At 38.8% G+C, this 26,136-nt stretch carries 24 protein-coding genes; 1 reads left to right on the top strand and 23 read right to left on the bottom strand.

Annotation, left to right across the window (positions count from 1 at the left end):
* Nucleotide 1: 1 nt before the first annotated feature.
* The 7 genes from ACHUFZ_RS12370 to galU are packed head-to-tail and all read right to left on the bottom strand — an operon-like array spanning nucleotide 2 to nucleotide 7,007.
* Nucleotides 2-1,030, bottom strand: a complete 1,029-nt coding sequence (locus ACHUFZ_RS12370) for a glycosyltransferase (protein WP_394127422.1) — start codon at nucleotides 1,028-1,030, stop codon at nucleotides 2-4.
* Nucleotides 996-2,120 (bottom strand): glycosyltransferase, encoded by a 1,125-nt coding sequence (locus ACHUFZ_RS12365; protein WP_394127421.1) that lies wholly within the window; start codon nucleotides 2,118-2,120, stop codon nucleotides 996-998. Before ACHUFZ_RS12365 ends, ACHUFZ_RS12370 begins: the two co-directional genes overlap by 35 nt.
* Nucleotides 2,117-3,277: a CDP-glycerol glycerophosphotransferase family protein gene (locus tag ACHUFZ_RS12360; RefSeq protein ID WP_394127420.1), complete on the bottom strand. Its 1,161-nt coding sequence runs from the start codon at nucleotides 3,275-3,277 to the stop codon at nucleotides 2,117-2,119. Before ACHUFZ_RS12360 ends, ACHUFZ_RS12365 begins: the two co-directional genes overlap by 4 nt.
* On the bottom strand, nucleotides 3,270-4,496 hold the full coding sequence (locus tag ACHUFZ_RS12355) for an oligosaccharide flippase family protein (RefSeq protein WP_394127419.1): 1,227 nt from the start codon (nucleotides 4,494-4,496) through the stop codon (nucleotides 3,270-3,272). Before ACHUFZ_RS12355 ends, ACHUFZ_RS12360 begins: the two co-directional genes overlap by 8 nt.
* A gap of 52 nt (nucleotides 4,497-4,548) precedes the next feature.
* Nucleotides 4,549-5,097: a sugar transferase gene (locus ACHUFZ_RS12350; protein ID WP_394127504.1), complete on the bottom strand. Its 549-nt coding sequence runs from the start codon at nucleotides 5,095-5,097 to the stop codon at nucleotides 4,549-4,551.
* Nucleotides 5,098-5,140: 43 nt separating this feature from the next.
* Nucleotides 5,141-6,085 (bottom strand): UDP-glucose 4-epimerase family protein, encoded by a 945-nt coding sequence (locus ACHUFZ_RS12345; RefSeq protein ID WP_394127418.1) that lies wholly within the window; start codon nucleotides 6,083-6,085, stop codon nucleotides 5,141-5,143.
* A gap of 55 nt (nucleotides 6,086-6,140) precedes the next feature.
* The gene (gene galU, locus ACHUFZ_RS12340) at nucleotides 6,141-7,007 is read right to left on the bottom strand and encodes a UTP--glucose-1-phosphate uridylyltransferase GalU (RefSeq protein ID WP_394127417.1); all 867 of its coding nucleotides are present in this window, start codon (nucleotides 7,005-7,007) and stop codon (nucleotides 6,141-6,143) included.
* A 178-nt stretch (nucleotides 7,008-7,185) separates the two neighbouring features.
* On the opposite strand from galU, the gene ACHUFZ_RS12335 reads away from it, so the two are divergent.
* A complete protein-coding gene (locus tag ACHUFZ_RS12335; protein WP_394127416.1) occupies nucleotides 7,186-9,051 on the top strand; it encodes a polysaccharide biosynthesis protein in 1,866 nt (621 codons plus the stop codon).
* Here ACHUFZ_RS12335 and ACHUFZ_RS12330 read toward each other — a convergent pair.
* The 16 genes from ACHUFZ_RS12330 to cysN form a co-directional block, all read right to left on the bottom strand.
* Nucleotides 9,026-9,793 (bottom strand): glycosyltransferase family 2 protein, encoded by a 768-nt coding sequence (locus ACHUFZ_RS12330; RefSeq protein ID WP_394127503.1) that lies wholly within the window; start codon nucleotides 9,791-9,793, stop codon nucleotides 9,026-9,028. The two genes, ACHUFZ_RS12335 and ACHUFZ_RS12330, sit on opposite strands and share 26 nt — an antisense overlap.
* 5 nt (nucleotides 9,794-9,798) lie before the next feature.
* Nucleotides 9,799-10,989: a mannose-6-phosphate isomerase, class I gene (manA, locus tag ACHUFZ_RS12325; protein WP_394127415.1), complete on the bottom strand. Its 1,191-nt coding sequence runs from the start codon at nucleotides 10,987-10,989 to the stop codon at nucleotides 9,799-9,801.
* A gap of 85 nt (nucleotides 10,990-11,074) precedes the next feature.
* Entirely contained in the window at nucleotides 11,075-12,502 is a 1,428-nt protein-coding gene (locus ACHUFZ_RS12320) for a phosphomannomutase (protein ID WP_394127414.1), read from the bottom strand.
* Between the two features lie 22 nt (nucleotides 12,503-12,524).
* On the bottom strand, nucleotides 12,525-13,967 hold the full coding sequence (locus tag ACHUFZ_RS12315) for a mannose-1-phosphate guanylyltransferase/mannose-6-phosphate isomerase (RefSeq protein ID WP_394127413.1): 1,443 nt from the start codon (nucleotides 13,965-13,967) through the stop codon (nucleotides 12,525-12,527).
* A gap of 37 nt (nucleotides 13,968-14,004) precedes the next feature.
* A complete protein-coding gene (locus ACHUFZ_RS12310; RefSeq protein ID WP_394127412.1) occupies nucleotides 14,005-14,460 on the bottom strand; it encodes a GDP-mannose mannosyl hydrolase in 456 nt (151 codons plus the stop codon).
* A gap of 42 nt (nucleotides 14,461-14,502) precedes the next feature.
* A complete protein-coding gene (fcl, locus tag ACHUFZ_RS12305; protein WP_394127411.1) occupies nucleotides 14,503-15,462 on the bottom strand; it encodes a GDP-L-fucose synthase in 960 nt (319 codons plus the stop codon).
* Nucleotides 15,463-15,545: 83 nt separating this feature from the next.
* Nucleotides 15,546-16,655, bottom strand: a complete 1,110-nt coding sequence (gene gmd / locus ACHUFZ_RS12300; RefSeq protein WP_394127410.1) for a GDP-mannose 4,6-dehydratase — start codon at nucleotides 16,653-16,655, stop codon at nucleotides 15,546-15,548.
* The gene (locus ACHUFZ_RS12295) at nucleotides 16,652-17,689 is read right to left on the bottom strand and encodes a glycosyltransferase family 4 protein (protein ID WP_394127409.1); all 1,038 of its coding nucleotides are present in this window, start codon (nucleotides 17,687-17,689) and stop codon (nucleotides 16,652-16,654) included. The genes gmd and ACHUFZ_RS12295 overlap by 4 nt, the downstream gene beginning before the upstream one ends.
* 4 nt (nucleotides 17,690-17,693) lie before the next feature.
* Complete coding sequence (locus ACHUFZ_RS12290) at nucleotides 17,694-18,911, bottom strand: hypothetical protein (RefSeq protein WP_394127408.1); 1,218 nt, start codon at nucleotides 18,909-18,911, stop codon at nucleotides 17,694-17,696.
* On the bottom strand, nucleotides 18,898-20,142 hold the full coding sequence (locus tag ACHUFZ_RS12285; protein ID WP_394127407.1) for a glycosyltransferase: 1,245 nt from the start codon (nucleotides 20,140-20,142) through the stop codon (nucleotides 18,898-18,900). Before ACHUFZ_RS12285 ends, ACHUFZ_RS12290 begins: the two co-directional genes overlap by 14 nt.
* Nucleotides 20,139-20,951, bottom strand: coding sequence for a glycosyltransferase family 2 protein (locus tag ACHUFZ_RS12280; protein WP_394127406.1), 813 nt, complete (start codon nucleotides 20,949-20,951; stop codon nucleotides 20,139-20,141). The genes ACHUFZ_RS12285 and ACHUFZ_RS12280 overlap by 4 nt, the downstream gene beginning before the upstream one ends.
* Nucleotides 20,951-22,054: a polysaccharide pyruvyl transferase family protein gene (locus ACHUFZ_RS12275; RefSeq protein ID WP_394127405.1), complete on the bottom strand. Its 1,104-nt coding sequence runs from the start codon at nucleotides 22,052-22,054 to the stop codon at nucleotides 20,951-20,953. Before ACHUFZ_RS12275 ends, ACHUFZ_RS12280 begins: the two co-directional genes overlap by 1 nt.
* 28 nt (nucleotides 22,055-22,082) lie before the next feature.
* Nucleotides 22,083-23,243: a polysaccharide pyruvyl transferase family protein gene (locus ACHUFZ_RS12270; RefSeq protein ID WP_394127404.1), complete on the bottom strand. Its 1,161-nt coding sequence runs from the start codon at nucleotides 23,241-23,243 to the stop codon at nucleotides 22,083-22,085.
* A 43-nt stretch (nucleotides 23,244-23,286) separates the two neighbouring features.
* A complete protein-coding gene (locus tag ACHUFZ_RS12265; RefSeq protein WP_394127403.1) occupies nucleotides 23,287-23,913 on the bottom strand; it encodes an ABC transporter ATP-binding protein in 627 nt (208 codons plus the stop codon).
* Nucleotides 23,910-24,632 (bottom strand): ABC transporter permease, encoded by a 723-nt coding sequence (locus tag ACHUFZ_RS12260; protein ID WP_394127402.1) that lies wholly within the window; start codon nucleotides 24,630-24,632, stop codon nucleotides 23,910-23,912. Before ACHUFZ_RS12260 ends, ACHUFZ_RS12265 begins: the two co-directional genes overlap by 4 nt.
* Before the next feature lie 91 nt (nucleotides 24,633-24,723).
* Complete coding sequence (cysN, locus tag ACHUFZ_RS12255; RefSeq protein ID WP_394127401.1) at nucleotides 24,724-26,136, bottom strand: sulfate adenylyltransferase subunit CysN; 1,413 nt, start codon at nucleotides 26,134-26,136, stop codon at nucleotides 24,724-24,726.

Here is a 26,136-nt window from a genome sequence, read left to right as displayed (position 1 = left end):
CCTACTCCAATATCGAAAAATATTCTGACTTATAGCGATAGATATTGAACTTTTCTGAGACATCATTCGCTGCAGTTTTATATCGAGAGTAATTCAGCTTGAGCTCCATCAGCGCTCGACGAACATCCTCAATATTATTTTCAACGAGAAGGCCATTAGGGTTGCTAAGCTCAATCAACTCACTGCACCCTCCAACATCGCTTAAAATCAAAGGGATATTTGCGCTACCAGCTTCAATTGCAGACATGGGTAAACCTTCACTATCTGACAGCAATACAAAAGCATCAAATTCAGCATAATCTCGAAAGTTCTCAATTTCTCCAACCAACTCAACATTGGGCGAGCACCATGTCGATAATTCGTTAAAGTCAGGGCCATTCCCTACAATCGTCAGCTCAATATCTGCTAGGTCGTGAATTGCATCCATCAACAATTCAAACCTTTTGGGCTGGCATAATCGCCCAACACTCACAACTCGTAGTGATCTTCCTTTCTCCAAGCAAGTTGCCTTATTCACCATAGATGGGAAAGTAGCGTTTTGAGCTAATTTCAGCTTCCTTTCTGGGACCTTTATAACATCTTTAGCCCTAACATAATCACTATGAGAAACACACCAGACAATATCGGACAGCTTAGCCAATAGACGTTCTAAGGTAATATATACCGACTTAAGTGCTCCCCCGTTATATATGCATGACCAACCATGAGAGACATATACACATTTAAACGTGTACTTGAGAGAGATCAAACGAGCATATACACCTGCATTTGCTGAACTGGCAACAACGGTATCGACCTGATTGTGCGTCAGAAGTTGCGATATCTTACAAAGAGCTTTTATCGATAAACCTTGCTCTATTTCAGAGACAAAGTAACAAGGTATGTTAGGCAATGTTTTTGATAACCAACCGGGCTGGTTAGTAATGATGATAGGCTGAATTTCTCCATCTAGGAGAGCAATGAGTTGCGCCACCCACGTTTGAGCGCCACCCACTTCAGACTTTGTGATTAGAAATGCAACTTTTTTCATCTGTCCCTGCATAAATTTCCAACCACTGCGTTGAAACTGATTGAATCGAGTATTTATCTATTATATATCGTCGTGCTTCAGCACCATTAAAGTCATGTAATCGCTGAATAGCCACTCGTATTTTATCAGCTATTTCTAACGCATATGCAGATGGCGCAACTTCACCAAATAACTCAATATCTCCTTTTACCCCTATATTATTAGTCGTTACAACCATTCGCTCAGAAGCCAACGCTTCCAATGCCACTAATCCAAACCCTTCGTATAAAGAGGGAAGCACGAAAACATCACTAGCAGAAAACCAGTTCTCTACATCCTTTTTGGCTCCAACGAAGAATATCTTGTCGTTCAAATGACGCTCATCAACAAGGTTTTTCAAACCCTCAGACATTGTGCCTTGACCTACAATAAATAGTTTCAGTTTTCTTGAAAACTCTTCTTGCTGAGAAACTAACTCAAACGCTCGTATCAGCTCCGGATAGTTTTTCTCATCTTCCAAACGCCCAACCGCCAAAAGAAAAATATCGTTGCTCGCAATTTTCAACTCATCTCTAAATTTTTGGCGAGCATTGTCACGAAACTTAAACCTGTCGGTATCAATACCATTTCTGACCACGACTAGGCGCTCTTCTGTCATTGCCCCTGACTCTATAAAAGCACGCTGAGCATATTCACTTACAACGGTATTTATTGATGCTAATCTATCAGTAGCACGATATAGGAGTACTCGAAACTTTCCTCCTTCATATGAGCTATGTACTGTACAAATTAGCCGAGGCATACGAGCAATACTTCTTAGAATACGAGAAAAAATATTCGCATGATACATATGGCTATGGACAATATCGGGCCTAAATTCTTTCAATAGATTTCGAGCCCGATATAAAGCCACTAATAATCCCGACAACGTTTTATCCATCGAAAGTGAAAATATTTTTACTTGGCTAGAATTGGGAGCTACTTCCTTACGAAGGTTAAGCGACATAATTTGAACAATGTGTCCCTTTCTTACAAACTCATCTGCTAAGTCACAGACCTGCCTTTCTGCTCCGCCTAAGCCCAGCCCGGTGGTAACCAGTAAGATTTTCATCTGGTCCACCTAGCTAAGTCACTAATAACCTCGGTTATGCGTTTGCAGTTTGAGCCATCTTCAAAACTATGAAACATTCTTTTGACGCTAGAATAGTTTGGGTGAACATAGTCCGAGTCGAGGTTTTGTTCAATGGACTGCAGCAAACCAGTAACATCCTCAACAATTTCTCCTGGAAAGAGCTCATCTGTATCAAAAAGAAAACCGCGATAGTCTTGATAGCTCGATTTGTCATATTGAAAACTAATTACTGGCTTTCCCCTCAAGAGGAAGTCAATCCATACGCTGGAGTAATCTGTAATAAGCAAATCAGCTTTTAGTAGCAACGATTGGATATCATTAAAGTATCTGTTGAAATCGATAATACTGTGCGAGTCGGGCACACACCTTTTCTCCAAATATGGGTGTCCTGCGTAGAACAAAATTGCGTTGTGTTTATCTAGAAGTGCAGTAAGAGCTTTCAGCTCCCCCCTAGAGAATTCATAACTACCACTCTTCCTCCAAGTTGGTGCATACGCTATGATTTTTTTGTTTTGTGACATATCAACTAACTGTGCGACGTCTCGCCTCAACCCACTCGGCCAGCCGTAATTATCCTCTTGAAAAAATAAATCATTTCGAGGAATTCCAGTGACGAACACATCTCGTAAATTAGTGTGATAGTAAGTGCAGCAAGACAAGGCATCTACATGTGACGATACAGCATGATAAGGAGTGAACCATTTTGTTTTCACTATAGAGAATAGTCCTCTATGCACACTTTTATTGTCTAATGCGAGTTCTACTTTTTTATAATGAATCCCATGGTTGATATGAAAGCCTATTCGCCTCCAAGGAAAAATGGGGATTCTACCCGCTAAAGGGCCATGGTGATAAATCACAACACCAGAGGTAAACAAACTCATTAGCCCTCGGAAGGAATAGAGCGTTTGAACATTCCTACAGGCATCATCGTCATTATGCAGTTTGGATCTTCGGCTAGTAAGAACCACTATTTCAATACCATACTCACTTTGATGTTTGAGAAGGTACTTGTATAGAAAGGCGCAATTTCCTTGCCATTCATCATCATTAATACATGGAATAGCTACTCTCTTTTTATTCCTGAGAAACAGCAAATCTACCAATGCTAATATCATTCGAAGTGCTTTAAACATGAGCTTTCTTCCTTAGTACAAAAAAGCCGAACACTCGAAAGCACATAATGACTATTTCAACCGCCAACACTGAAAGAGCGACATTAATTGCATTAAGTGCGCTATAACCAAACAATGCACCTAACACTGTCAACTGAAGAGCACCTCCAATTAGGACACTTTTGTTTACTACGTCTAAACGGTTGATAGTCGAATAGGCAGGGTAACCGAAATTGATTCCGATAAAGCTAATAACGGCCGTAATGGCAAAAACCTTCAATAAAGCTGAAGCTTGTGCAAATTCAGCCCCATAGAGAAGCATGACGATCTCTTCAGAAAAATATGCAACCCCAAAGGCGACACCAATTACCACAGGTAATGTGTACGCGAGAAAAATCATCAGAAGATCATCCTTTCGAGCCCGCGCTAGATGCGGATAGAGGGCTTGACTTATTGGAGCTGTCGCAGCGATAAGAGCCTGATATAGTTTCTCTGCACAAGAGTATAGTGCTGCTTGATGGTAACCAGATACGCTTCCCACAACAAAGGTACTCGCACTAGTGTAGATGCTTACCGCAGTTCGAGAAGCAAAAAACGGTGCTGACGCCTTAAAGATACGTGAAACGTCATTAGCACTTGGCTTCGAAAACCTATAGCCTTCTCGATAAACTAGGCATAGGCTAATACATAAAGTAACCAAGTGACTAAAAGCGAAGAAAAGCAAAACTTTACCTTCATCACCTGGTTGGCGTACAAATAGAACCACCAAACTCAAATAAATCAATTTTGCTAACCCTACACTCAATACTATATTGCGCATTCTCTCAATGCCTTGGAAAAACCATTGAAGCTGGAAAGACTGGAAAAAAATAGATAAGACCACTGCGCCAAAAACTAATGGATGCTGAAATGCAACATCAGTAAAAACAGCACCGGTAAACACAATGACTAGAAGTAATACTACAGCTAGTAGTAACTTAATTGAGAACGCTGCTCCTAAATAATGAGAGAGCCAACCATTCAACTGCTTGTTTTGCGCAATGAGAGCAGGAGAAACAACAGAGAAACCGAAATCCGTTACGATAAATGCGAGGGCACAGACAGACAGCGCCACAGATACAATCCCAACTCCTTCAGTACCCAGAGTACGGGCTAGCAATGGCAAAACAATTAAAGGGACTAGATATTGAGTAATTTGCACTACGAACAAATAACCCACATTACTCTTAATTTGCTCCATGTAGTTACAATATTACTCCTTCATCTATGATGCTGCTAAATCTGCTCGCAAACTATACGCGGTCCCCTGCCCCTTTCCCCAACACAGTTTGAACAATGTAGATGAAATAACGTTTTATCGTCATCGATTCAATCATTCTTTGGTCCCATTCAGCCAATTTTTTAGGCGTCGACATATCAATCTCATTGACCTGCGCTAGACCTGTAATGCCAGGGCGAACACTAAAAACACTTCTCTCTTCGCGCTCTTGGATCAACTCTTCTTGGTTGAACAAACATGGACGAGGACCGACTAAACTCATTTCCCCTTTCAACACATTCCATAACTGAGGTAGTTCATCCAGCTTTGTTTTGCGAAGGAACGCGCCAAGCTTTGTCACTGAACTAGCACCAACTAAGTGAGTCGCTACCGATTTAGTTTCGACTGGCATAGTACGAAATTTCACCAAAATAAACGGCTGCTGGCTTCTGCCGACTCGAGTCTGCTGAAAGACAGGAGCGCCTGTATCGAAATAACCCAAGACACATATTACAATCAAGACAGGCCACAGAAACAGAAGACCGAAAAAAGCGAATAAAAAATCTAAAGTGCGGATCAAAATCATCTCCGTTTTAAAAACAACCAGGTATACGTAAATGGAAGAGCTATTTAGATTCTAAGTAGGTATCAACTGTTCTTTGAATGCCCTCTTCAAATGAAATAGGGGCAGACCACCCAAGTAGCGCCTTAGCCTTACTGCTATCAACTTGAAGGTTACCACATAGTCTTTGTGAAAGTTGTGGCTTACCAATAAGCTTGGCTGAAAAGTCGATGAATGACATCGGAATAGGTAGCAAACGAGAACTTTTATTCATTCCGCTAGCAACAGCATTTAGCAGTTGAGTTGTCGAGACATCTTCTCCATCTGAGACTAAAAATGTTTCGCCAGCCGCTTTAGGGTGAATACAACAAGTCAGCATAAAGTCTACCAGATTATCTAGGTAAACTAAGCTACGTCGATTATCTATTGCACCCAACGGCAATGGAATACCTTTCTCCACCCAGCGTATCATAGAAAGGAAGTTAGCTTTTACGCCAGGACCGTAAACCAAAGGAGGACGAATAATCACCACCTCAAGGCCCGTTTCTTTAGCTAATTGCTGAAGTTGAACCTCTGCTTCATATTTACTTAAACCATATGGGTCGTCTGGCGCATGGGTTAAATCGGGAGTGAATGGTTGATTTGGCTTGGTAAACTCACCATTAACCTTAATGGAACTAACAAAAACAAAACGCTTTACACCAGCTTGAGCTGCTTGCCTAGCAAGATTGAGCGTCCCTTCAGTGTTGGTTTCTCTATAGGCCTTTATCGCATCCGCTTTGGACTCTTTCATTTGGTGAACACGTGCGGCGCAGTGGACGACACAGTCAATACCTTCGAATGCACCAGACCAGTTAGTATTAGAGTCGATAGAAGGAGCAATATAATCTGAGTTGAGACTCAACTTTGAACTGCGTATAACACTAGTGACTGTCCACTCTTGACGCTTAATTTCTTTAAGTAACGCTGCTCCTACGAACCCCGTACTACCAGTGACTAAAAGGTTCATATACTCCTCAACTCAGACTATCATCATCTTATACACACATATATTTAATGACTGTCTAAGCCTTAACAGTGCGCTCTTTACCAATTTCTTGCGCAGGTTTATCAAGGTATTGTGTTTGATAACAGTAATTAGTAGCGTCAATAAACCCTTCTACACTGCCGCAATCGAATCGCTTACCTTTAAACTTATAAGCAATAACACAGCCTGATTTTGCTTGTGCTAGAAGTGCATCTGTAATTTGAATCTCACCGCCCTTGCCAGGCTTGGTATTTTCGATAATGTCAAAAATATCTGGCGTTAGAATATAGCGACCGATAATGGCCAAATTGCTTGGTGCTGTTCCTTGCTCTGGCTTTTCTACCATGTCTTCAACACGATAGATATCATCGCTAATTTTGCTACCAGCAATTACGCCATACTTGTGCGTTTCTGACTCTGGCACTTCTTCTACAGCTACGATCGAGCAACGAAACTGCTTAAACAGTTCAACCATTTGCTGTAGAACACCTTTATCTTCGTTAACACACAAGTCATCAGCTAAAACAACAGCGAATGGCTCGTCACCAATCAGCTCCTTACCAGTAAGAATCGCGTGGCCAAGCCCTTTCATTTCACGCTGGCGAACAAATGTAAAACTTGCTGCGTCGATGATTTGGCGGATATCTTCAAGTAAGTTTTCTTTATTGGTACCCTTAATTTGGTGCTCTAACTCATAATTTTTATCAAAGTGGTCCATCAATGAGTGTTTACCACGACCAGTCACAATACACATGTCTTCCATACCAGCTTGAATAGCCTCATCCACACCATACTCAATAAGGGGCTTATTCACTATTGGCATCATCTCCTTTGGCATAGACTTAGTTGCAGGAAGAAAGCGCGTACCGTAACCTGCAGCAGGGAAGAGGCATTTATTAATCATTGGTAAAACTTTCCATATCAATTGAGTTGGGCTAATTGTAAACGAGAAGCCTATTATATTGAAGGCTCTAGATTGCCGCAGTTATCAAAATTAAACTAGCCTAGACACTATCAGATGATTAAAATAGTCGAGTATAAAGAACAGCCTAGAACCTACTTTTATCAAACTGAAGAATATAATGATAACGCCGATCCAATCGTTACTAAACGCTAGCAGAAAAAACAAACGCTTTATCAGTATTGGCTATGATATCTTGGCCATTATCCTATCACTCTATTTAGCAATCGCGCTTAGACTTGGTTCTGCAACTTTTGCCATAGGCTTAGATGAGTTAGCAAGCTTAATGGCAACCCTGTTTGTTACAATCTATAGTTTTGTTCGTCTTGGCATGTATCGAGCTGTATTGCGTTACATGATGCTACCTGCTGTAGGGCACATATTTTTAGGTGTATTCTTATCAGCACTAACACTTGCTCTAAGTGGATTCTTTTTTCATTCGTTCATTCCGAGAAGCGTACCATTTATCTATGCTGGGTTAGCAATTTTAACCTTAGGTGGACCTAGAATCTTAGTTCGTACTATTTACTATCAATACTACAAACGCCAAAAACCTAACGTCTTTATTTATGGTGCAGGGGCGACGGGGCGAGACTTAGCTTACGCTCTCATACAAGGGGACGAATACCACCCTGTAGCTCTCTTGGATGATAACCCAAGTAAAGCAGGCCAAATAATGTTTGGTATTCGCGTTTATCACCCAGATGAATTCGAACACCTTCAGTCTCTATATCAGCCAGTGAAGTTATTACTCGCAATTAATAATATTAATAAAGGCAAACGCCTTAGATTAGTCGAAAAGCTATCAAATCTACCTATTGAGGTGCAATCAGTGCCATCTGTGGAAGATATTGCTGCTGGTAAAGCTACCGCAACTGATGTAAAAGATCTCGATGTTGCGGACTTACTGGGCAGAGCTCCCGTCGACCCTAATATAGAACTTCTCTCCCGAAATATTAGTGGCAAAAATGTTATGGTAACAGGAGCAGGAGGCTCAATTGGTTCAGAATTATGCCGCCAGATAATCACCCAAAGACCCAAGGTATTAGTTTTATTTGAATTAAATGAATTCAACCTATATAGCATTGATCAAGAATTAACAAATATTAAAACGAACTTAAACTTGGACACAAAGATTGTGTCTGCACTTGGCTCTGTGCAAAAAGAAAACCGCCTCGCGAAGCTTATGCAAGCGCATGGTGTCAATACTGTGTATCACGCAGCTGCCTATAAGCATGTACCGCTAGTCGAAGACAACGTTATCGAAGGTATCCGAAACAACGTTTTCGGCACTCTAGCTTGCGCTAATGCTGCGATAAATTCGGGTGTATCCGATTTTACCCTAATATCAACCGATAAAGCAGTTCGCCCAACCAACGTGATGGGTGCAAGTAAGCGTATGGCTGAATTGGTCCTTCAAGCACTTGCAGATAAACAAAACCGCACCACTTTTACTATGGTCCGTTTTGGTAACGTCCTAGGCTCCTCTGGTTCTGTGGTACCACTATTTAAGAAGCAAATACGCCAAGGAGGCCCAGTAACGGTTACTCACCCAGATATTATCCGCTACTTCATGCTTATACCTGAAGCTGCACAGCTAGTCATCCAAGCGGGGGCTATGGGAAACAATGGTCAAGTGTTTGTATTGGACATGGGTGAACCTGTAAAGATACATGACTTAGCTAAACGCATGATCCATTTAATGGGAATGAAGGAGTTTACACAAGGTTCAAATGAAGAGGGTGATATCGAGATTAAATTTACTGGTTTAAGACCGGGTGAAAAACTATATGAAGAACTCCTAATTGGTGAAAATGTAGAAGGTACTGGCCATCAAAAAATCATGACCGCTAAAGAGCATAAGCTCGGTTGGGATGAAATGGAGCCTTTACTGACAGAACTAGATACATGTTGCCATGACTTTAACGTTGAATGCATTAAACGTATTTTATTAGATGCTCCTACTGGGTATAAACCCGAAGTTTAGCTTTTAGCACTCCCCATAGCTTCATAGGATACTTTGACACAATCCATAGCCAGTTAGACTTTATTCCATTTTTATGCAAAGAGTATAATATTTCTTTATTAAGCAATAAGTTTGCTCTAAAACCTGAAGTACTCACCCCCCCTTCTCGCATTTTTACTAATGGTTGGGCGAGGTATTTAAGCTGATATTTTTCTTTTGAGAACAAACGAGCAATGAAATCAAAGTCGGCTGCAATCTTATAATCTAATGAATAAACACCCAGTTCAGTAAAACATTTTCTCCTCAAATACAATGAAGGATGCGCTGGCATAATACCCCGCTTAAGATTGCCATAGTTCGCAGATCTTGATGAGTAAAACCTAGTAATTGAGTTTAAGTCACCTTGTTTACAAAAAACAACATCGCCATAGACACCATCAATATTGGGTGAAAAAGCTTTAACTATATTATCGATAGTAGACTCATTCATTAATACATCATCTGAATTTAGAATACCTATAACGTCTCCAGTTGCTAATTCAATACCCTTATTCATTGCATCATATAAACCATTATCACGTTCAGAAATGTGAGCTTTTATCGTTGACCTATAATCCTCGATGATTTTATTAGTCTTATCCATTGAACCACCATCTATAACAATATGTTCAATATCAGTGTAAGACTGGTTGGCGATAGACTCTAATGTATCTCTAATCGTATTTTCAGAGTTAAAGCAAACTGTAACAATGGAAACTTTCATAGTTTTCAACAGTAAACCCTTGCAATCGAGCCCTTTCCTACAATTCGATATTCACTCAATAATGCAGGAATAACTACAGACTCCCCCTTACATAAATCTCTTTTCTCCGTATCAGAAATGATTGTGACCTGCTCAGATAAGCAGAGTAATATCTCAGGAGATGATGTAGTAAAAGTCATTGTTTTTCTAGGATTCAATACATCAAATTTAAAATCTTCTACTGGGATTGGGTAAACTTCGTGTCCCGATTGACTATTAATCGGTTTCATAAGCAAGCTTTCAAAAGCAATCGGATGAAATCTTGTATTTTTCACTAGCTCTTTAACATCAATATATTTAGGCGTTAAGCCTGCTCTTAAAACATTGTCTGAGTTAGCCATGACTTCCACCCCCAATCCATGGATATAGGCATGAGGGGTTTCAGCATATAAGAACATAGCCTCACCTGGTTGCAACTCAATAACATTTAAAAATAACGGAGCAAACAAGCCAACGTCTTCAGGGTAAAGATGAGAAAGGCGAGAGATAAGCAATGAAGCTTGGTATGCAAAATTGTCTTTATCTATTGTTTTTAACGAGTTAAGCAGCTGACTAATAGCCTGTACTTTAAACTCTCCCTCTAACCCAAGAATAGCTGCAAAAAAATCAGCAAGAGACGATGGGGTTGGGTCTTGTTTAAAGGGAAGAAAAAAAGCTTCTATTGCCGGAAGGTCAATAGCATCAAAGTTTGCCACGATCTGCTTAAACTCTCGAAAACCATTCATCGCCAGATAAGGAGTGAGAGCATAAACAAGTTCAGGTTTATGATTCGGATCCTTATAATTACGATTTGGGGCATCTAATGGAATACCTAATTCATTCTCGGATGCAAAGCCTATTTCGGCGGCGGCTTTCGATGGATGAACTTGTATGGATAACGGCTCTTCTGCCGCTAGAATTTTCATAAGAAAAGGAAGCGATGAGAAATTCTCCTTAGTTCCCTTCCCTAGCCAATAGTCTGGGTTATTAGAAATGGCATCACACAAAAAAACATCAACACCAGCTTGAGAAATACTGGAACTAGCGGAGGGATGAGCTCCCATCCAAATTTCAGCTTGGTGCTCAAAATTTGAATTATCAATAACGAAGTAGTCTCGAATCGCAGTACGACTTCCCCAAGGGAAGTTCTTAATTGGGTTCATTAATTTATAAATCATTAAAACTGACGCTCAGAAGTATAGAGCTATGCTTTAGCGCATAGCTCAATCTTTGGTTATGTGTTGATGCAAAAACGCTCAAAAGCTAAATTAACCTGATATTTCCTAACACTTTCTCAACCAAAGCAATAGCATCTTCCATTCGTTCAGCTTCCGCATAACAACGAAGTTCAGGAGCATTACCTGACGGACGTAAATGGATGATTGTTGCATTAGATAGCTCTAATCTTAATCCGTCAGTGTTATCAATACTAACAGCATTAACCTCTGACAACCCCAGGGAATCTAATAGCTGTTTAGTGTTTTGACGACCATTTTCCAATATCGATAAACTCTTTTCAGTCGCGAAGTTTTGAATACGGTCACTATGCGTGAAGCGCTGTGGTAGATTGTTTACTAGGCTTTCTATCGATGATTTTTTTGCTAAAGAAAGCAACATTAGCGCAGGTAAAACGGCATCTCGGGTTGGCAATGCTTTTAGTGGCTTCCCACTCACCGATATGTCACTTCCTAGCAAATATCCTCCATTAGCTTCAAAACCTGCAATTCTTTTATAAATTTTTGCTAATTCGGAAAATTCAGCGATGACATAAGGCGAGCCAATTCGTGTTTTAGACACAGCTTCGAATTCATGAGATTCAGCAATAATAGTGTTGCAGCTAACAGGAACTGCCAATGCTTCAATTTGAAGCGCTTGCGAACAAAGTAGGCCTAGGATATCACCTCTCAACCATTCACCGTTCTCGTCGGCAACTAAAGGACGATCACCGTCTCCATCGGTCGAAAAAATAAAATCTAAATTATATTGTTTCGACCAACTACGTGCTTTTTCCTTATCAGATTCAGCCACAGCTTCGGTATCAATTGGAACAAACTCATCAGTACGCTCCAATGAAATGACTTCAGCTCCAAGTGATTCAAAAAGTCCTTGGTAAATATCTCTCCCGGCACTTGAATGCTCATAAATACCAACACGCTTTCCTACCAGTAAATCTGCATCAAACAAATCAGTATAACGCGTTCGGTAAAGCTCAGCTGCTCGGAGGTCAATCGTTAACTCAGGTAGGTCATTGATGGCACTAAAGGGTACCTCCTCGGTTAAGATTGCCTGTTCATCTACCTTAGTGATCTCTCCGTCTGGGCGGTAAAACTTAATTCCATTGCGATCAAATGGGATATGAGAGCCAGTCACCATTATACAAGGCATATTATCTTGCATTGCGGTAAATGCGAGAGCTGGGGTAGGCACAACACCATAGTAAATGGCATCTACACCTGCATCGCTCAGAGCTTGAATGACTGCTTGCGCCATTGCAGGGCTGCTCGGGCGGTTGTCAATTGCCACAGCCATTTGATTGAAAGTAAAATTGTTACGCATTGAAGCGACAAATGCGTGAGTAAATGCAGCACAAACGTCCAAGGTAAACTGACTGACGAGTCCCCGCGCACCACTAGTACCAAATTGGATACCTGAAGCCTCAAGCACTTCACTACTGATTAATTTTGTTGCCATAATTTCCTATCTCAATAAGTAGTTAGTAATCGCCACCAAACTTAGATGTCTGCTCGTCAAAGCGAACAATATCATCTTCTTTCAAGTACGATCCGGAACGAACTTCTATAAGCTCTAAAGGCACTTGTCCTGGATTTTCTACGGAGTGCGGAGTCCCTACTGGAATATAAGTTGACTGATTTTCAGTAAGAAGGAAAGTTTCATCACCTTTTGTCACTTTAGCCGTACCTGACACGACAACCCAATGCTCAGCTCTATGGTGATGCATCTGCAGAGCTGTTTTCTCTTTTGGTTTAACTAACACTTGCTTCACATGGTAACGCTCACCTTCAGATACGGTCTCATGGGAACCCCATGGGCGATATACCTCTTGATGCTGCTGACACTCTGCTCGGTTTTGTTGTTTTAGATGATTTACAATCGACTTTACATCTTGAACCTTGTCTTTATCCGCAACTAGCACTGCATCTTTTGTCTCTACAACGATCAGGTTTTCGACACCAACGGTAGCAACAAGTTTATCTTGTGAATAAATATAACTATTCTGAGTCTGCTCAGTTAACACATCACCACGAGTTGCATTGCCCAGTTCATCTTTATCATTCACATCCCAGAGTGCAGACCAAGAGCCAACATCACTCCAATTAGCGTCCATTGGAACGACAACAGCTTTTTCTGTTTTCTCCATTACAGCAAAATCTATTGATTCGTCTGGGATCTGTGAGAACAGTTCTGATGACATACGAATAAAGTCTAGGTCATCAAAGTGGCTATCAAATGCACTTTCACATGCTTTCAAGATATCTGGTCGAAACTTTGCCAACTCTTCAAGATAAGTAGATGCTTTGAATAAAAACATGCCACTGTTCCACAAGTAACTACCATCCGCTAGATATTGCTTTGCCGTTTCAAGATCTGGCTTTTCGACAAAACTATCGACACTAAAGCCTCGGCTTTCATTCGCAGCAGTAACCGTAGCACCGGTTTTAATGTAGCCATAACCTGTTTCTGGTGCATTCGCTTTGATACCGAAAGTGACCATATCACCACGTTGTGCGTACGGAATTGCAGCTAATACCGATTGATGGAAAGATTGGGTATCTTTAATTACATGATCAGCAGCGAGAACCAACATCAATGCATCTTCACCTGAAGCTTGTTGTTCAGATAGGGAAAATTTGGCAGCTAGGGCGATAGCAGGGGCAGTATTACGCCCTACTGGCTCTAGTAGTATTCCACTATGATGACAATCAATACAGCGAAGTTGCTCAGCAACTAGGAATCGATGTTCTTCATTGCAGATAATAAACGGCGCTTTGTGCTCTAGACTCTCCATGCGACTTAGTGTTTGTTGAAGCATTGTTTGCTCACCAGTTACCGCTAGAAATTGTTTTGGGTACTTGGCGCGAGATAGAGGCCATAAACGACTACCTGAGCCGCCGGCCATAATTACAGGAATAAGCATAATCAACTCGTTGTTTTTAAGTAGGTGATGATTTGAGCTATTTTTGAAAATACCATTTAGTATGGATATGTACTTTATCGCTAGTCAATAGTTCATCTTTGTGACTCCAACAATAGCGAGAATGTTGTACACCCATGGGTAAATCCAATTCCGAGCGAGTGACAACGAGTTTATAAGCAATGGCGATATAATGAGTCGTAAACTCATTGCCAAATACATTGTCATCATATAGGTGTGTATAAGGCCCGAACAGTGTAGCTTGAGAGAGCTTAAACTCATGCCCAAGCTCCTCTAAAGTTAAACGAGCAAAGGCATCTTCCAGCTTTTCATCCTTAAGAACACGCCCACCGGGAACAAACCAGAAACCCTTAGCTGGTCGATTTAAACGCTCTCCAAGTAAGATTTGACCACTTTCGTCCTCAATAATTAAGTCAACTGAAACTAATGGCGTACTTTCAATCACTTGAGAAAAACGTTGTTTGCTTAAAAACATATGCTTTGTTTAAATCCTTATACTAGTTCTACCCTCGGTACTTTAGCCGCGATAATTTTCTTGATTCTCTAGGAACCACTGGTAAGTCATAGTTAAACCATCCTCTAGACTCGTCTTCGCTTCCCAGCCAAGGCTCTTTAACCGTGAAACATCCATTAACTTACGAGGAGTGCCGTCTGGTTTCGTTGTATCAAATTCAATTTCGCCTTCAAAACCCACCACTTTTGCCACAGTCTCAACGAGCTCGCGAATCGTACAGTCTACACCAGTACCTACATTTATGTGACTAAGCATTTCTTGCGTATTTTCTAGATACACCTCTTGGGCAAGATTCATCACATAAATCGAGGCTGCGGCCATATCGTCCACATGCAAAAACTCTCGCATTGGTTTACCGCTACCCCACGCAACGACTTTGCTGTCGCCATTCAATTTTGCTTCATGGAAACGACGTAACAACGCAGGAATAACGTGAGAATTTTGAGGATGAAAGTTATCATTTTCACCATACAAATTAGTTGGCATTACTGATCGATAGTTGCGACCATATTGGCGATTATAGGACTCGCACATTTTGATGCCTGCAATCTTAGCAATTGCGTAAGGCTCATTGGTTTCTTCCAAAGTTCCAGTCAATAAAGAGTCTTCGCGCATCGGTTGTTGTGCAAACTTTGGATAAATACAAGACGACCCCAAGAATAGTAAATCTTGAACACCATGCAGATGTGAAGAGTGAATAATGTTGTTTTGAATCGTCAAATTTTGGTAAATAAACTCAGCAGGGTACGTATTGTTAGCAACAATCCCACCGACTTTCGCGGCCGCAAGATAAACTTGATCAATATGGTGAGCCGCAAAAAACGCCTCGACGGCTAGTGGGTCTAACAGGTTAAGCTCATTACGATCTTTAGTAATAACTTCTACTGAAGAATCTTTAGATAGTTGACGAACAATAGCTGAGCCAACCATACCTTTATGACCAGCAACAAATACTCTTTTCATACTAGTTCCGATAATATAAATAGAAAAAGCAGAGCCCAAAATGAGGAGCTCTGCAATATAAACGAATCAGTAATACTGATTAATTAGCTTTCTAGTGAGATCGCAACATCAAATCCGTGTTCTTTTAGAACTGCGTGTTGTTTTGCCTTATCGATATCAGACGCAACCATTTCTGCACACATTTCTTCCACAGTGATCTCTGGAGTCCAACCAAGTTTGGCTTTCGCTTTACTTGGGTCACCTAGCAATGTCTCAACTTCTGCGGGACGGAAGAAGCGAGGGTTTACTTTTACAATGACATCACCAACTTTCACTTTTGGTGCTTTTTCTTCATTAATAGCAACCACAGTGGCAATCTCATCAACACCTTCGCTAGAAAACTCAAGTTCGATCCCCGCTTCCCTTGCTGACAAGCGAACAAACTCGCGTACAGAGATCTGCTTACCAGTGGCAATAACAAAATCTTCAGCTTGCTCTTGTTGAAGCATCATCCATTGCATTCGAACGTAATCTTTAGCATGCCCCCAGTCACGCAGCGCATCCATGTTACCAAGCTCTAAGCAAGATTCCAGACCTTGAGAGATGTTAGCGATAGCTCGAGTAATCTTGCGAGTTACAAAGGTTTCACCACGGCGTGGTGACTCGTGGTTAAACAAAATACCATTACATGCGTACATACCGTAAGACTCACGATAGTTAACCACAATCCAGTATGCGTACATTTTAGCTACAGCGTACGGAGAACGTGGATAAAAAGGAGTTGTCTCACGCTGAGGAATTTCACGGACCTCACCGTAAAGCTCAGAAGTCGACGCTTGATAAAAGCGAGTTTTCTTTTCCAAACCATTGATACGGATCGCCTCTAGAATACGGAGAGTACCCATACCATCGACATCGGCGACATACTCTGGAGACTCAAAAGAAACCGCAACATGTGACATTGCGCCTAGATTATAGATCTCATCAGGTTGAATCTCTTTAACCAATCGAATTAGATTTGAAGAATCTGTTAGGTCACCATAATGTAATTTAACATTAGATCCTGCGTTTACCAACGCATCAATACGCTCAGTATTGTATGATGATGCTCGGCGAATAAGCCCATGAACTTCATAGCCTTTTTCAACTAAAAGCTCTGCCAAGTAAGAGCCATCTTGGCCTGTTATACCAGTAATAAAAGCAATTTTTTTCATTTACCTAATATCTCTATAATTCGATTAGTATAATTGTCGATTGAATACTCTTCAGCTTTCTCAAAATTACTACTCTTTAAATAGCTGAGTTGCTGCTTTGAAGTTAATGAATCAAGTATTTTTCTTGCAAGATCCTTGGATGATTTTTTCTTGGTAGATTGTTTTATTGAATCAGCCAACACTTCTTCTATATTATTATGCCTAAATGTGAACGGTACACAACTCGCATTCATAGCCTCAAGAAGTACTAACGGAGAAGCTTCCGTTTCATAACATGAGGGAAACAAAAGTATATCAGAATCTCGATAAAATCTAAATACATCATCGGGGTTTACTCTTTCAACGTATCCAATGTTTCTATTTTCTATGAGAGTACGGAATTTTTTTTCCAACTCAACAGGTAACATCATTGAGCCTACGATAGTTAATTCGACGTCGACTATCTCACGCCTTATGATGTCAAATATATCGAGCACATGAAAAATACCTTTTTCAACCATAATATTTGACAAATATAGCATCTGATTTTTATAGCTAGCATCAACTTTTGAGAATGAAGACATATGAAAGTTAGGAACTAAATGAAATGGTACGCCGCTAATAATTCCGTCAAATTGCTTAGACATAAATAAATTAGGAATTAATATACCTTTAGCTTTCATCAATATAAGCCTAACAACATACCTTTCGAAGCTAAAAAGAGAACTGTAAAACTTATCAAAATCATTCCCATGAAGGTGAATGTAGGTATTTTTCCTTAGTAAAAAGCAAATAACAAAGAATGGCATGTCTTTAATAAAACCAATTCTAGTCCTAGAAATTGAAATGAGCACTGACTGAATAGAACCATAGTTAAATGCCATAAAATAAATTAACTTTATTATTCCAGTTAACATGATAAGAATTTTTGTCAGTAGTTTCAGTCCTTCACCGCCACTAGAAATACAAATGAATTCAAGTCGATTTTTAAACACCTCAAAACAACGACTTTGCCCTGTCTTTATACCATTGCCTGGTCCTATACATATAAACATTAAATTATCTTCTCAATATATGTTTATAGAATGAATGAGGTAATACATTTGCCTTATCGCAGTAACGTTTCATCAGCAGAGAGGTATAATCCCCACCGTTGGAGGACAAATAAGAAGAAAGCGTAACATCTTTTTCCAACATTGCCCTAACATCAAAAAATGGGTTAGGCTTGAAAAATTTCTCTTCACCAAAATTAATATAATGACTGACAGCTTTGAATCTGGATGAAAAACAAAAACCGACTTGCTTCTCGTAATATGACTGGCAAAATAGAGACGAAAAATAAATCTTAACAAGCGTCTTTCCGACTCTTTTATCAACTGGGAAACAATTGATTAACGACTCAAATAAAGAGCAATTATCCTTATAGTCATTTATTGCAAAAAAAAGCTCTTCATCGTAGTCTAACTCTTGTTCCAAATTAACTAACTTACCCTCTATAGATGAAAGCTCTGCTCTAAGAGCCACATTGTGCTCTAAAGATTCTTTATAAAGTAGTTGGAATTTTGACGCATACTTCTTTAGTTGATAGAAAGAGTTAAATGAAACCTGTTTGTCTAGAACAACAAAATCGTTTTCTGAACGTTTTCGATCTTCAAACGAATACTCTCCTAAAGCAATATCATCTTTAAATTTCTCATAAACAATAGAGCACAAATCATCGTTGTAATAATAACTATAATGAAGGTGCCTCGTCTTATTAATAGACTTTAGCTCTACTTTAATATCAAAATCTTTCTCTAAAAAAGCCAAATCCGTTTCAAAATCCTCCATTTTAATAACTTTAGAAACTATACAGTTTCCGTTTTCGTCATAAGCAAAATTACTAATTGTAAATTTACTTAAATCCTTGTACCTTAACCAGTCAGAGAAAGGCATTAAGTCTTTAGGTGGAATGAAAAAACTTGGGTCTTCGATATCTTGAGAAACCAAATCCCAATGCCTTTCCCACCAATACTTTCCAGAAGAGTCTGGCATAGAATAAATGTATAACGAGACAAGCATATCCCATGGATTTCTAACCGAAACAAATGAGAAGTATTGAGCCCAACAATCATCCCCCAAATATTCTTTTAACTCAAGCGCCGTACAGTGGTGATAATATGGATAATTCTGACTACTATATATAGACGCATATGGATCAAGGAGATCTCTAACAGCTTCACTTCCACATTTCCATTTACTAATAAAAATTATTTTCTTTTCTTCACATATCCGCATTATTCAATAACTCTTCATATAACTCGATATAGTATCTTGCTATTTTCTCTTCGGTAAATCTTTCATCCACCTTAATATCAAAATCAAAGACACTCTTATTTTCGAGAGCATTAATAATATTCAAAGATAATTGTTCAACATCATATGGTTCAATTAAGTGCCCTGTCACACCATCGATTACCATATCAGATACACCGCCAATATCGAAAGCAATAACAGGAGTATGACACGCTTGAGATTCAAGAATCGTATTTGGCAAATTATCTTGCATTGAAGGTGCTACAAATAAATCAACAGCATTATAGATAACAGACAATGATATTTCATCAGCAAACTTACCAATATAATTCGCTTTAATTTTGCCAAAGTGTTCACTCGGTTGCTGATCTGAACCGTAAATGACAAACTCTATATCAGCAGCCATATCGTTTAAGTTTAATTCATCAATCGCAGCTCTAATAAACCTAAAGCCTTTTCGAGGGTCATCTTTACTATTAAAAGCACCGAATAAAACTAGCTTTTTATCTAAAGGCAGCCCTAGCAATTCTCGGCAATACGTCTTATTCAAAGGTTTGAATATGTTGCGATCCAAAGTGTTTGGTATTACCGTATGATGGTTGTTTTTAAGTAATTCACTGTTTGATGCACACTCTTGCATCCAATTAGATGGGGATACAATATGCATGCTTTCAGGATATGATTTTTTCTTACGCTTAAATAAAGATAGATCAAAATCTTTTCCTGCATAGTGCTTAGGTCTGTTGTCTGAGTTGTAGCCTTGAATATAGCGCTCTGGATATTCTAAGTCATCATAATGCTCGGCCCCACTGAACGGCCACATATCATGTAATGTCCAGACAATAGGCTTATTTATTTTTGCTATGTCTTCAATGCGCATAAATTCAGCATTTATCCAATGCAAATTAACGACATCACAATCAGAAGAGTTGATTACATGATATAGTTTTGAGGGAAAAATATTTAAAGAGTGTAAAATAGGATTCGTTGATTTCCTTTGTATTTTTGCTATTTTTTGTCCTAACATATTAGCAAACATGTTATAGACCTTACGCTTTAAACTCACATCTCTGACAAAAGTCTTAGAGCTTCCTTTGGAATTAACAAGCATAGTCGCATCAATTCCCGCATTCCGTTGAGCTTCACAAATCCGACGAGCTGCTATATGAGCTCCACCACTACAATCTTGATAGCTTACATGTAATACCTTCATCGAAAAGCTTTCCTAATTAGTGTTTTCAACATGGCTCTTTTATTTCCTTTCACAAAAAACGTATATAAAATAACGACTAGCTTAGATAAAAGTGGGGTCGTCCTAAAAATTTCTTTTATAAAAAACTCACCATAATACTCTGTATTTTTAAACTCAATCTTTCTAAAGTTCATCAAATGAGCGTGTACAGACTCTAAACATGAATGAAAAGGAGATGTCACAGATATACCATCAAGACTATGTCTAGCGATTTTTGTCTTTAGTTTGTGGAAAGTGGCGCTTCGTTTATGTGCTCGCAGGAAGAAATCGTAGTCTGAAGAAATTCGATAGAATTCATTGTATAAAATTTCTTCATGTAAAATTCGTTTAATAACAGCCGACTGATGATTAAATGGCATTTTTGACATTAACAATGAAGAATCAGCGTGATGAGTATACTCAAAATCTGATTTAGTATAGATGGCATCAGAATAGTAAATATCAAATCCAGGATTTTCTGTCATTTCTTTTTCTATCTCAGAAAATGTATTTTCATCTATAAACGTATCACCAGCATTCATAAATATAATATAATCACCTTTAGCAAAACCTATACCTTTGTTCATAGCATTGTAAATACCGGAATCAGGCTCACTGACAAACTTAGTTACTATTTCTTCATATTCATTAACAACACTTACACTATTATCACTAGAGCCGCCATCAATAATAACCAACTCAAATTTGATATTGATTTGTTCCTTCAAATTATTAAGAGTGACATTGAGACTTTCTGAGTTATTATAATTAACAGTTATAACAGATATCATTACCCACCCTTATACATTGTTTCAAAGTCACTGCAAATATCCAAGTTATTGGATAATAGTAATTCAATAAACTTCTTGTGAGACTCTTTCCTTTGATTAGAAAACAATTCCATTCCATCAATATTTTTTTGCAAAACAGTCTTCACGAGAGCAGAACTTCTAATCTTACTAAACTCGTCTACAGTAATACTAGGAATTCCCATGACATCTGCTAAACCTTTAGTTCTAATATCATGCTTAATTAATAGAGCAGGCCTTGCGGCTTGTAATGGAATCATATTTCCGTGAATTCTCATCCCAAAAGAGAAATCACATGTCCGACAAAACTCAAGCCATTCTAAGAAATGTATAAAGTAACGAGATTTATTCTTTATCAAGTCTTGATAACCTTTGGGATATGCTCCTGAAAACGCCCCTCTATCCCTTAAAAAAGGAATTAATTCAGGACTTTGTAGTATGTAAAAGGATGGGTATTTCTTCAAGTAAGCCATCATTTTGTTCAAAGCTTTAGAGTGTTCATCAATTGACGAGCATTCAGTAATATGAGCTCTCAGAGTTGATAGTTTGTTTTCATTTAAAAGATACTTTGAGTGTCTGTATATATGTTCTGGTAATTGAGAATCAATGTTAATAAAGTTAGAAGGGCAGCCTGTAACCTCTGTGTTATAAATACCTATATCAGCAAGAGCCTTCTGTGTGAACCCATCTCTAAGGCTGAGCAAATTACCTCTCTTAGAGAGTAAATGTAGGAGGCGCTTAGTACTCTCACCCAGTCTCATTTTTCCATTTGAATGCTTAGTTTGAATCCCTAAACCAAATGAGAATACGGGGCAGTCGTATTTTTCAAGAAACTCATAACGTCGCCGATTTTTTTCTTCATCAACAGCACTTTCACTGACCCAATTCGCGCATGATAATATTATTTTCTCAACCTTCGTTCCTTTTTCCACATCTAAATCACAATTCCCTACAATTGCGTCATCTAAAGGAGTCATGTTTGCCAAGCCAAACCTGAAGGCAAAGTTTCCAAAGTTAAACCCACAGTGCTTCATTAAGTGAGGAGTTTGAAGTTGGTATGAGTTAGGAATACTATCATGAGACATTAAGTCCAAATACAATGTCGACATAGCTTTAAATTTGTCCATCAATCAAACAAGTGTACTCAAGATGATTTGAGTCAAAAAAATGTTTAAACTCTTTACTTAGCTTTTCTCTGTTTTCATCATATCCTTCCAGTTTTATAACTATTTTTTCTAAAAGGTTAGAATTTATTTTTTTGTAATTCAACTTTGAAAACTCTTTCGCACTAATGGTAGGAATGCACATTGTATCAGAAAGACCAGCAGTTCTTGTGTCATGAGTAACGACAATAGAAGGCACACCTGCTTGCAAAGGAATCATATTTCCATGAATTCTCATACCAAATGAAATGTCACAAGTCCTAGAGAAATCCAGCCATGGTTCAATCCCTGAAAAGTGTTGAGTTCTCATATTCAAAAGATCTTTGACTTGTGGTTTTATATTCAATAACCCTGGTATTTTATATGATAGGGGTATATCTCTAGTCTCTTTTAATAAAAATGGAAGCAACTCAGGGCTTTGAATAACGTACTGCCCTGATGATTTCGCTAGTATTTTTAGAATCTTTGCCAATACTAAAGAAGAAACCGCATTTCCTGCACTATACTCGCTAATATGATAACGTGTATCTTTCACATTAATACCGGACTCTAATAAATTCAGCGCCTTTTTCTTCACTCTATACCCGAGCTTATCGTCACCGTTAATAAAATTTGAAGGGCACCCTGTTACAACTACATTATTAATTCCATATTTTTCAAGGACTTGTCTGGTAAACTCATCTCTAACACTAATTTTTTCACTACGTTCAGAAAGAAGTGATATCAAGTTTTTAGTGTTTTTTCCTAATGAAAATTCATCTATTGAACCATGCGATTGTGCTCCGATAGCAACAGGAATTGTTGGGCAGTCCATTTTCTTAATAAGCTCATACCTTGTGCCATTAGCTTTTTCTTCATGCTCTGAAGTCCCTATCCAGTTCGCACATGACAATAATAGCTCACTAGGGTTTCCATTTTCTTCCAAAAACTTACGACAACCTCTCCAATTAATACGCTTATGATCTTTCACATTTACCATTTTTGAAAGGCCGTATCGGAATGCGTAGTTTCCTAAGTTAAACCCGCTATAGTACATTAAGCCATCCGTGTTTTCTTTATAAGACTCTTTAATACCATTTACATAAAGAAGATCCATATGGAGTTTATACATTCTTATCTCTAACCTTTTTCAATTTAATTTTATGAATAATTATTTACAGCTCAATTACTCTATCACACAATCTTTCCACTTGTTTTTCATTGTGAGAGACAAACAAAACTGTTTGATTACCTTTCAGTTTTTCAATCATTGCGTTTTCTGCTTTTTGTCTAAAACTAATATCACCAACACTTAATACCTCATCAATCATAAGTATATCTACTTCAGTAATTAGGCCTATCGAAAAGCCTAACCTTGACTTCATTCCTGATGAGTAAGTTTTAACTGGCTGATCAAAAAAAGCTCCTAACTCGGAAAACCCCTTAATCTCAAATAACGCCGCACGTGCTTCTTTCTTAGTAAGGCCATTTAGCATACAACTTATTATTGCATTATCTCGCCCACTAAGGTCTTGGCTAAAGCCTAGCCCAAGAGACAATAGTGACTTTGTCGTACCCTCTGGTGTAATTACCTTTCCTGAATTTGGTTGAAGGACCCCCGATGCCACTTTTAATAATGTTGACTTCCCAGCTCCATTTTTACCCGTAATACCAACTACTTCTCCTTTAGCTACTTTAAAAGATACGTCATCAAGCGCCCTATGAGTGAAACTTTTAAACAATCCTGTTCTGCTCTTATATTCAAGAACTACATTTTCAAATTCTAAAATAGTATCTCTCATGAAAAAATAAACCTAGTTAACCCATTATTGAAAACACGAAATATTATTAGAGATAACAGCGTAAACACAGATGAATATATCATTACCGGAAGAAACATTGATAAGTCAATAAATTTTGACTCAAGAAAAACCTCTCTATACATATATATAATCGATGCAAGCGGGTTTAAGTCTAATACCAATGTTTTAAGCGAATCATCCTGTATTGAATTTACATCCCAAAAAATTCCAGAAGCAAACATCAAGCCTAACATCCCCATATTTATTAGATTTGTAAAATCTCTTGCAACCGAAACCAAAATAGAAGAAAAAAGAGAAATACTGACTATGAATATATAAGTAAGTAGAACAAGAGGTATCAGTTGTAACCAAAATATTGTTGGTAAAATACCATTAAAAACCAAAATCACACAGAGTAAAGAGAATGAAATAAGTGACTTATATGCGCATTCCTGAACACTAGACATTGGAAAAACCCATTTAGGTATTGCTCTTTGAGATAGAATTCCCTTATTTGCCACTAACGATGTTGAAGCCGTTGTTACACTTTTTGAAAACCAAAGATATACTATCTTCCCTACAATCATAAATGAGAAGTAGTCATCCCCCCCACGATGAAGAATAAATTCGAACAATACGTAAAACAGAGACACGAATAGTAATGGTTCGATTATCCACCATAGGTAGCTTAGTGCAAGCTTGTTTGCTTGAGATTTCATTCTCATCCTTGCTAGCGTATCAGACAAAGATAAACACTTCTTAAATTCAATTATTTTTTTCATATTATATTAGTATGGGGCTTCTGGTTTATTAAATGTTCTTACATTCCCACTCTGGAAATTGCTGGCGAATTAATTTGTTTAGAGCTTTTTCTGATTCAGTATAAACCCGTTCATCACTATTGCCCTTTTCATCATATACCTTGCTGATTATACCCGCACCAACGGTCACATTGTTAATGCGGTCAATCACAATAAATGCGCCGGTTTGTGGTAATTGCCTGTACTCATCCATCGCTACGTTGTCAGTAAGCTTGATGTTAGTTAGCGCAATCTCGTTAAGCTCTAAACTTTCAGCATCTTCAGCATGTTTCTCTAGCGTGTTTACATCCACTTTATGGGCAATGCTTGCAACCTTGCCTGAACAGCTCTTAGTTGCAAATTTAAACAGGTATTCTTTGTGCGTCAGCATTGGCTGTTCACCCATCCAAACAAGATGAGCTTCGCACTGATTGGTCACTTTAGGTTCATGGCCGGTATGAACAATCATATCGCCACGAGAGATATCAATCTCATCTTCAAGTGTGATAGTAATCGCTTGACCTGGCTGTGCCATTTCTAGCTCGCCGTCGTGCGTAAGCACCGATTTCACTTTAGATGACTTGCCTGATGGCAGCGCTGTAACGTCATCGCCTACCTGAACTAGGCCTGACGCTAAAGAGCCACAGAAGCCACGAAAATCTAGGTTTGGTCGGTTCACGTATTGCACAGGGAAGCGCATTTGTTCTAGGTTTTTGTCCTTATCAACTTTAACCGTTTCTAGCAACTTCATTAATGTCGCGCCCGGGTACCAATCCATTTTTTCACTTGGTGTTACTACGTTATCACCTTTAAGAGCCGAAATTGGCACAAAACGAATATCATCAATATTGAAGTTCTTTGCCATTTCACGATAGTCAGCTTTAATTTGCTGGTATACCTCTTGGCTATACTCCATCAAATCCATTTTGTTGATCGCGACAATAATGTGTTTGATACCCAATAGAGAGCAAATATAGCTATGGCGACGTGTCTGCGTTTGAATACCGCGGCGAGCATCAACCATCACAATCGCTAAATCACAGGTCGAAGCACCGGTCGCCATATTTCGTGTGTACTGCTCATGCCCAGGAGTATCAGCAATAATGAACTTACGCTTATCAGTAGAGAAGTAGCGGTAAGCAACGTCGATAGTAATACCTTGCTCACGTTCTGATTGAAGACCATCCACAAGAAGCGCTAAGTCGAATGCTTCATCAGTTGTATTAAACTTCTGGGAGTCTTTCTCAATCGCGGCCATTTGATCTTCATAGATCAGCTTTGAATCATAAAGTAGGCGACCAATGAGTGTTGATTTACCATCATCCACATTACCACACGTTAGAAAACGCAATAGATCCTTGTTTTCATGTACTTTTAGATATGCTTCGATATCTTTAGCAATAAGCTCTGAAGAGTGTGACAT

It is taken from the genome of Vibrio hepatarius (assembly GCF_043642085.1).
Lineage (GTDB): Bacteria > Pseudomonadota > Gammaproteobacteria > Enterobacterales > Vibrionaceae > Vibrio > Vibrio hepatarius_C.
Note: the sequence above shows the minus strand (reverse complement) of the source record. Positions and strands in the feature narration are given on the sequence as shown.

Coding starts and splice junctions, on each gene's coding strand:
- ACHUFZ_RS12275 (WP_394127405.1), bottom strand. CDS start 22,054: ATGTCTCATGATAGTATTCCTAACTCATACCAACTTCAAACTCCTCAC.
- ACHUFZ_RS12265 (WP_394127403.1), bottom strand. CDS start 23,913: ATGAGAGATACTATTTTAGAATTTGAAAATGTAGTTCTTGAATATAAG.
- fcl (WP_394127411.1), bottom strand. CDS start 15,462: ATGAAAAGAGTATTTGTTGCTGGTCATAAAGGTATGGTTGGCTCAGCT.
- ACHUFZ_RS12270 (WP_394127404.1), bottom strand. CDS start 23,243: ATGTATAAACTCCATATGGATCTTCTTTATGTAAATGGTATTAAAGAG.
- ACHUFZ_RS12290 (WP_394127408.1), bottom strand. CDS start 18,911: ATGCGGATATGTGAAGAAAAGAAAATAATTTTTATTAGTAAATGGAAA.
- ACHUFZ_RS12285 (WP_394127407.1), bottom strand. CDS start 20,142: ATGAAGGTATTACATGTAAGCTATCAAGATTGTAGTGGTGGAGCTCAT.
- ACHUFZ_RS12360 (WP_394127420.1), bottom strand. CDS start 3,277: ATGTTTAAAGCACTTCGAATGATATTAGCATTGGTAGATTTGCTGTTT.
- manA (WP_394127415.1), bottom strand. CDS start 10,989: ATGATTTATAAATTAATGAACCCAATTAAGAACTTCCCTTGGGGAAGT.
- cysN (WP_394127401.1), bottom strand. CDS start 26,136: ATGTCACACTCTTCAGAGCTTATTGCTAAAGATATCGAAGCATATCTA.
- ACHUFZ_RS12310 (WP_394127412.1), bottom strand. CDS start 14,460: ATGTTTTTAAGCAAACAACGTTTTTCTCAAGTGATTGAAAGTACGCCA.
- ACHUFZ_RS12345 (WP_394127418.1), bottom strand. CDS start 6,085: ATGAACCTTTTAGTCACTGGTAGTACGGGGTTCGTAGGAGCAGCGTTA.
- ACHUFZ_RS12365 (WP_394127421.1), bottom strand. CDS start 2,120: ATGAAAATCTTACTGGTTACCACCGGGCTGGGCTTAGGCGGAGCAGAA.
- ACHUFZ_RS12315 (WP_394127413.1), bottom strand. CDS start 13,967: ATGCTTATTCCTGTAATTATGGCCGGCGGCTCAGGTAGTCGTTTATGG.
- ACHUFZ_RS12320 (WP_394127414.1), bottom strand. CDS start 12,502: ATGGCAACAAAATTAATCAGTAGTGAAGTGCTTGAGGCTTCAGGTATC.
- ACHUFZ_RS12355 (WP_394127419.1), bottom strand. CDS start 4,496: ATGGAGCAAATTAAGAGTAATGTGGGTTATTTGTTCGTAGTGCAAATT.
- ACHUFZ_RS12370 (WP_394127422.1), bottom strand. CDS start 1,030: ATGAAAAAAGTTGCATTTCTAATCACAAAGTCTGAAGTGGGTGGCGCT.
- ACHUFZ_RS12330 (WP_394127503.1), bottom strand. CDS start 9,793: ATGAAAGTTTCCATTGTTACAGTTTGCTTTAACTCTGAAAATACGATT.
- ACHUFZ_RS12280 (WP_394127406.1), bottom strand. CDS start 20,951: ATGATATCTGTTATAACTGTTAATTATAATAACTCAGAAAGTCTCAAT.
- ACHUFZ_RS12335 (WP_394127416.1), top strand. CDS start 7,186: ATGATAACGCCGATCCAATCGTTACTAAACGCTAGCAGAAAAAACAAA.
- ACHUFZ_RS12260 (WP_394127402.1), bottom strand. CDS start 24,632: ATGAAATCTCAAGCAAACAAGCTTGCACTAAGCTACCTATGGTGGATA.
- ACHUFZ_RS12295 (WP_394127409.1), bottom strand. CDS start 17,689: ATGTTTATATGTATAGGACCAGGCAATGGTATAAAGACAGGGCAAAGT.
- galU (WP_394127417.1), bottom strand. CDS start 7,007: ATGATTAATAAATGCCTCTTCCCTGCTGCAGGTTACGGTACGCGCTTT.
- gmd (WP_394127410.1), bottom strand. CDS start 16,655: ATGAAAAAAATTGCTTTTATTACTGGTATAACAGGCCAAGATGGCTCT.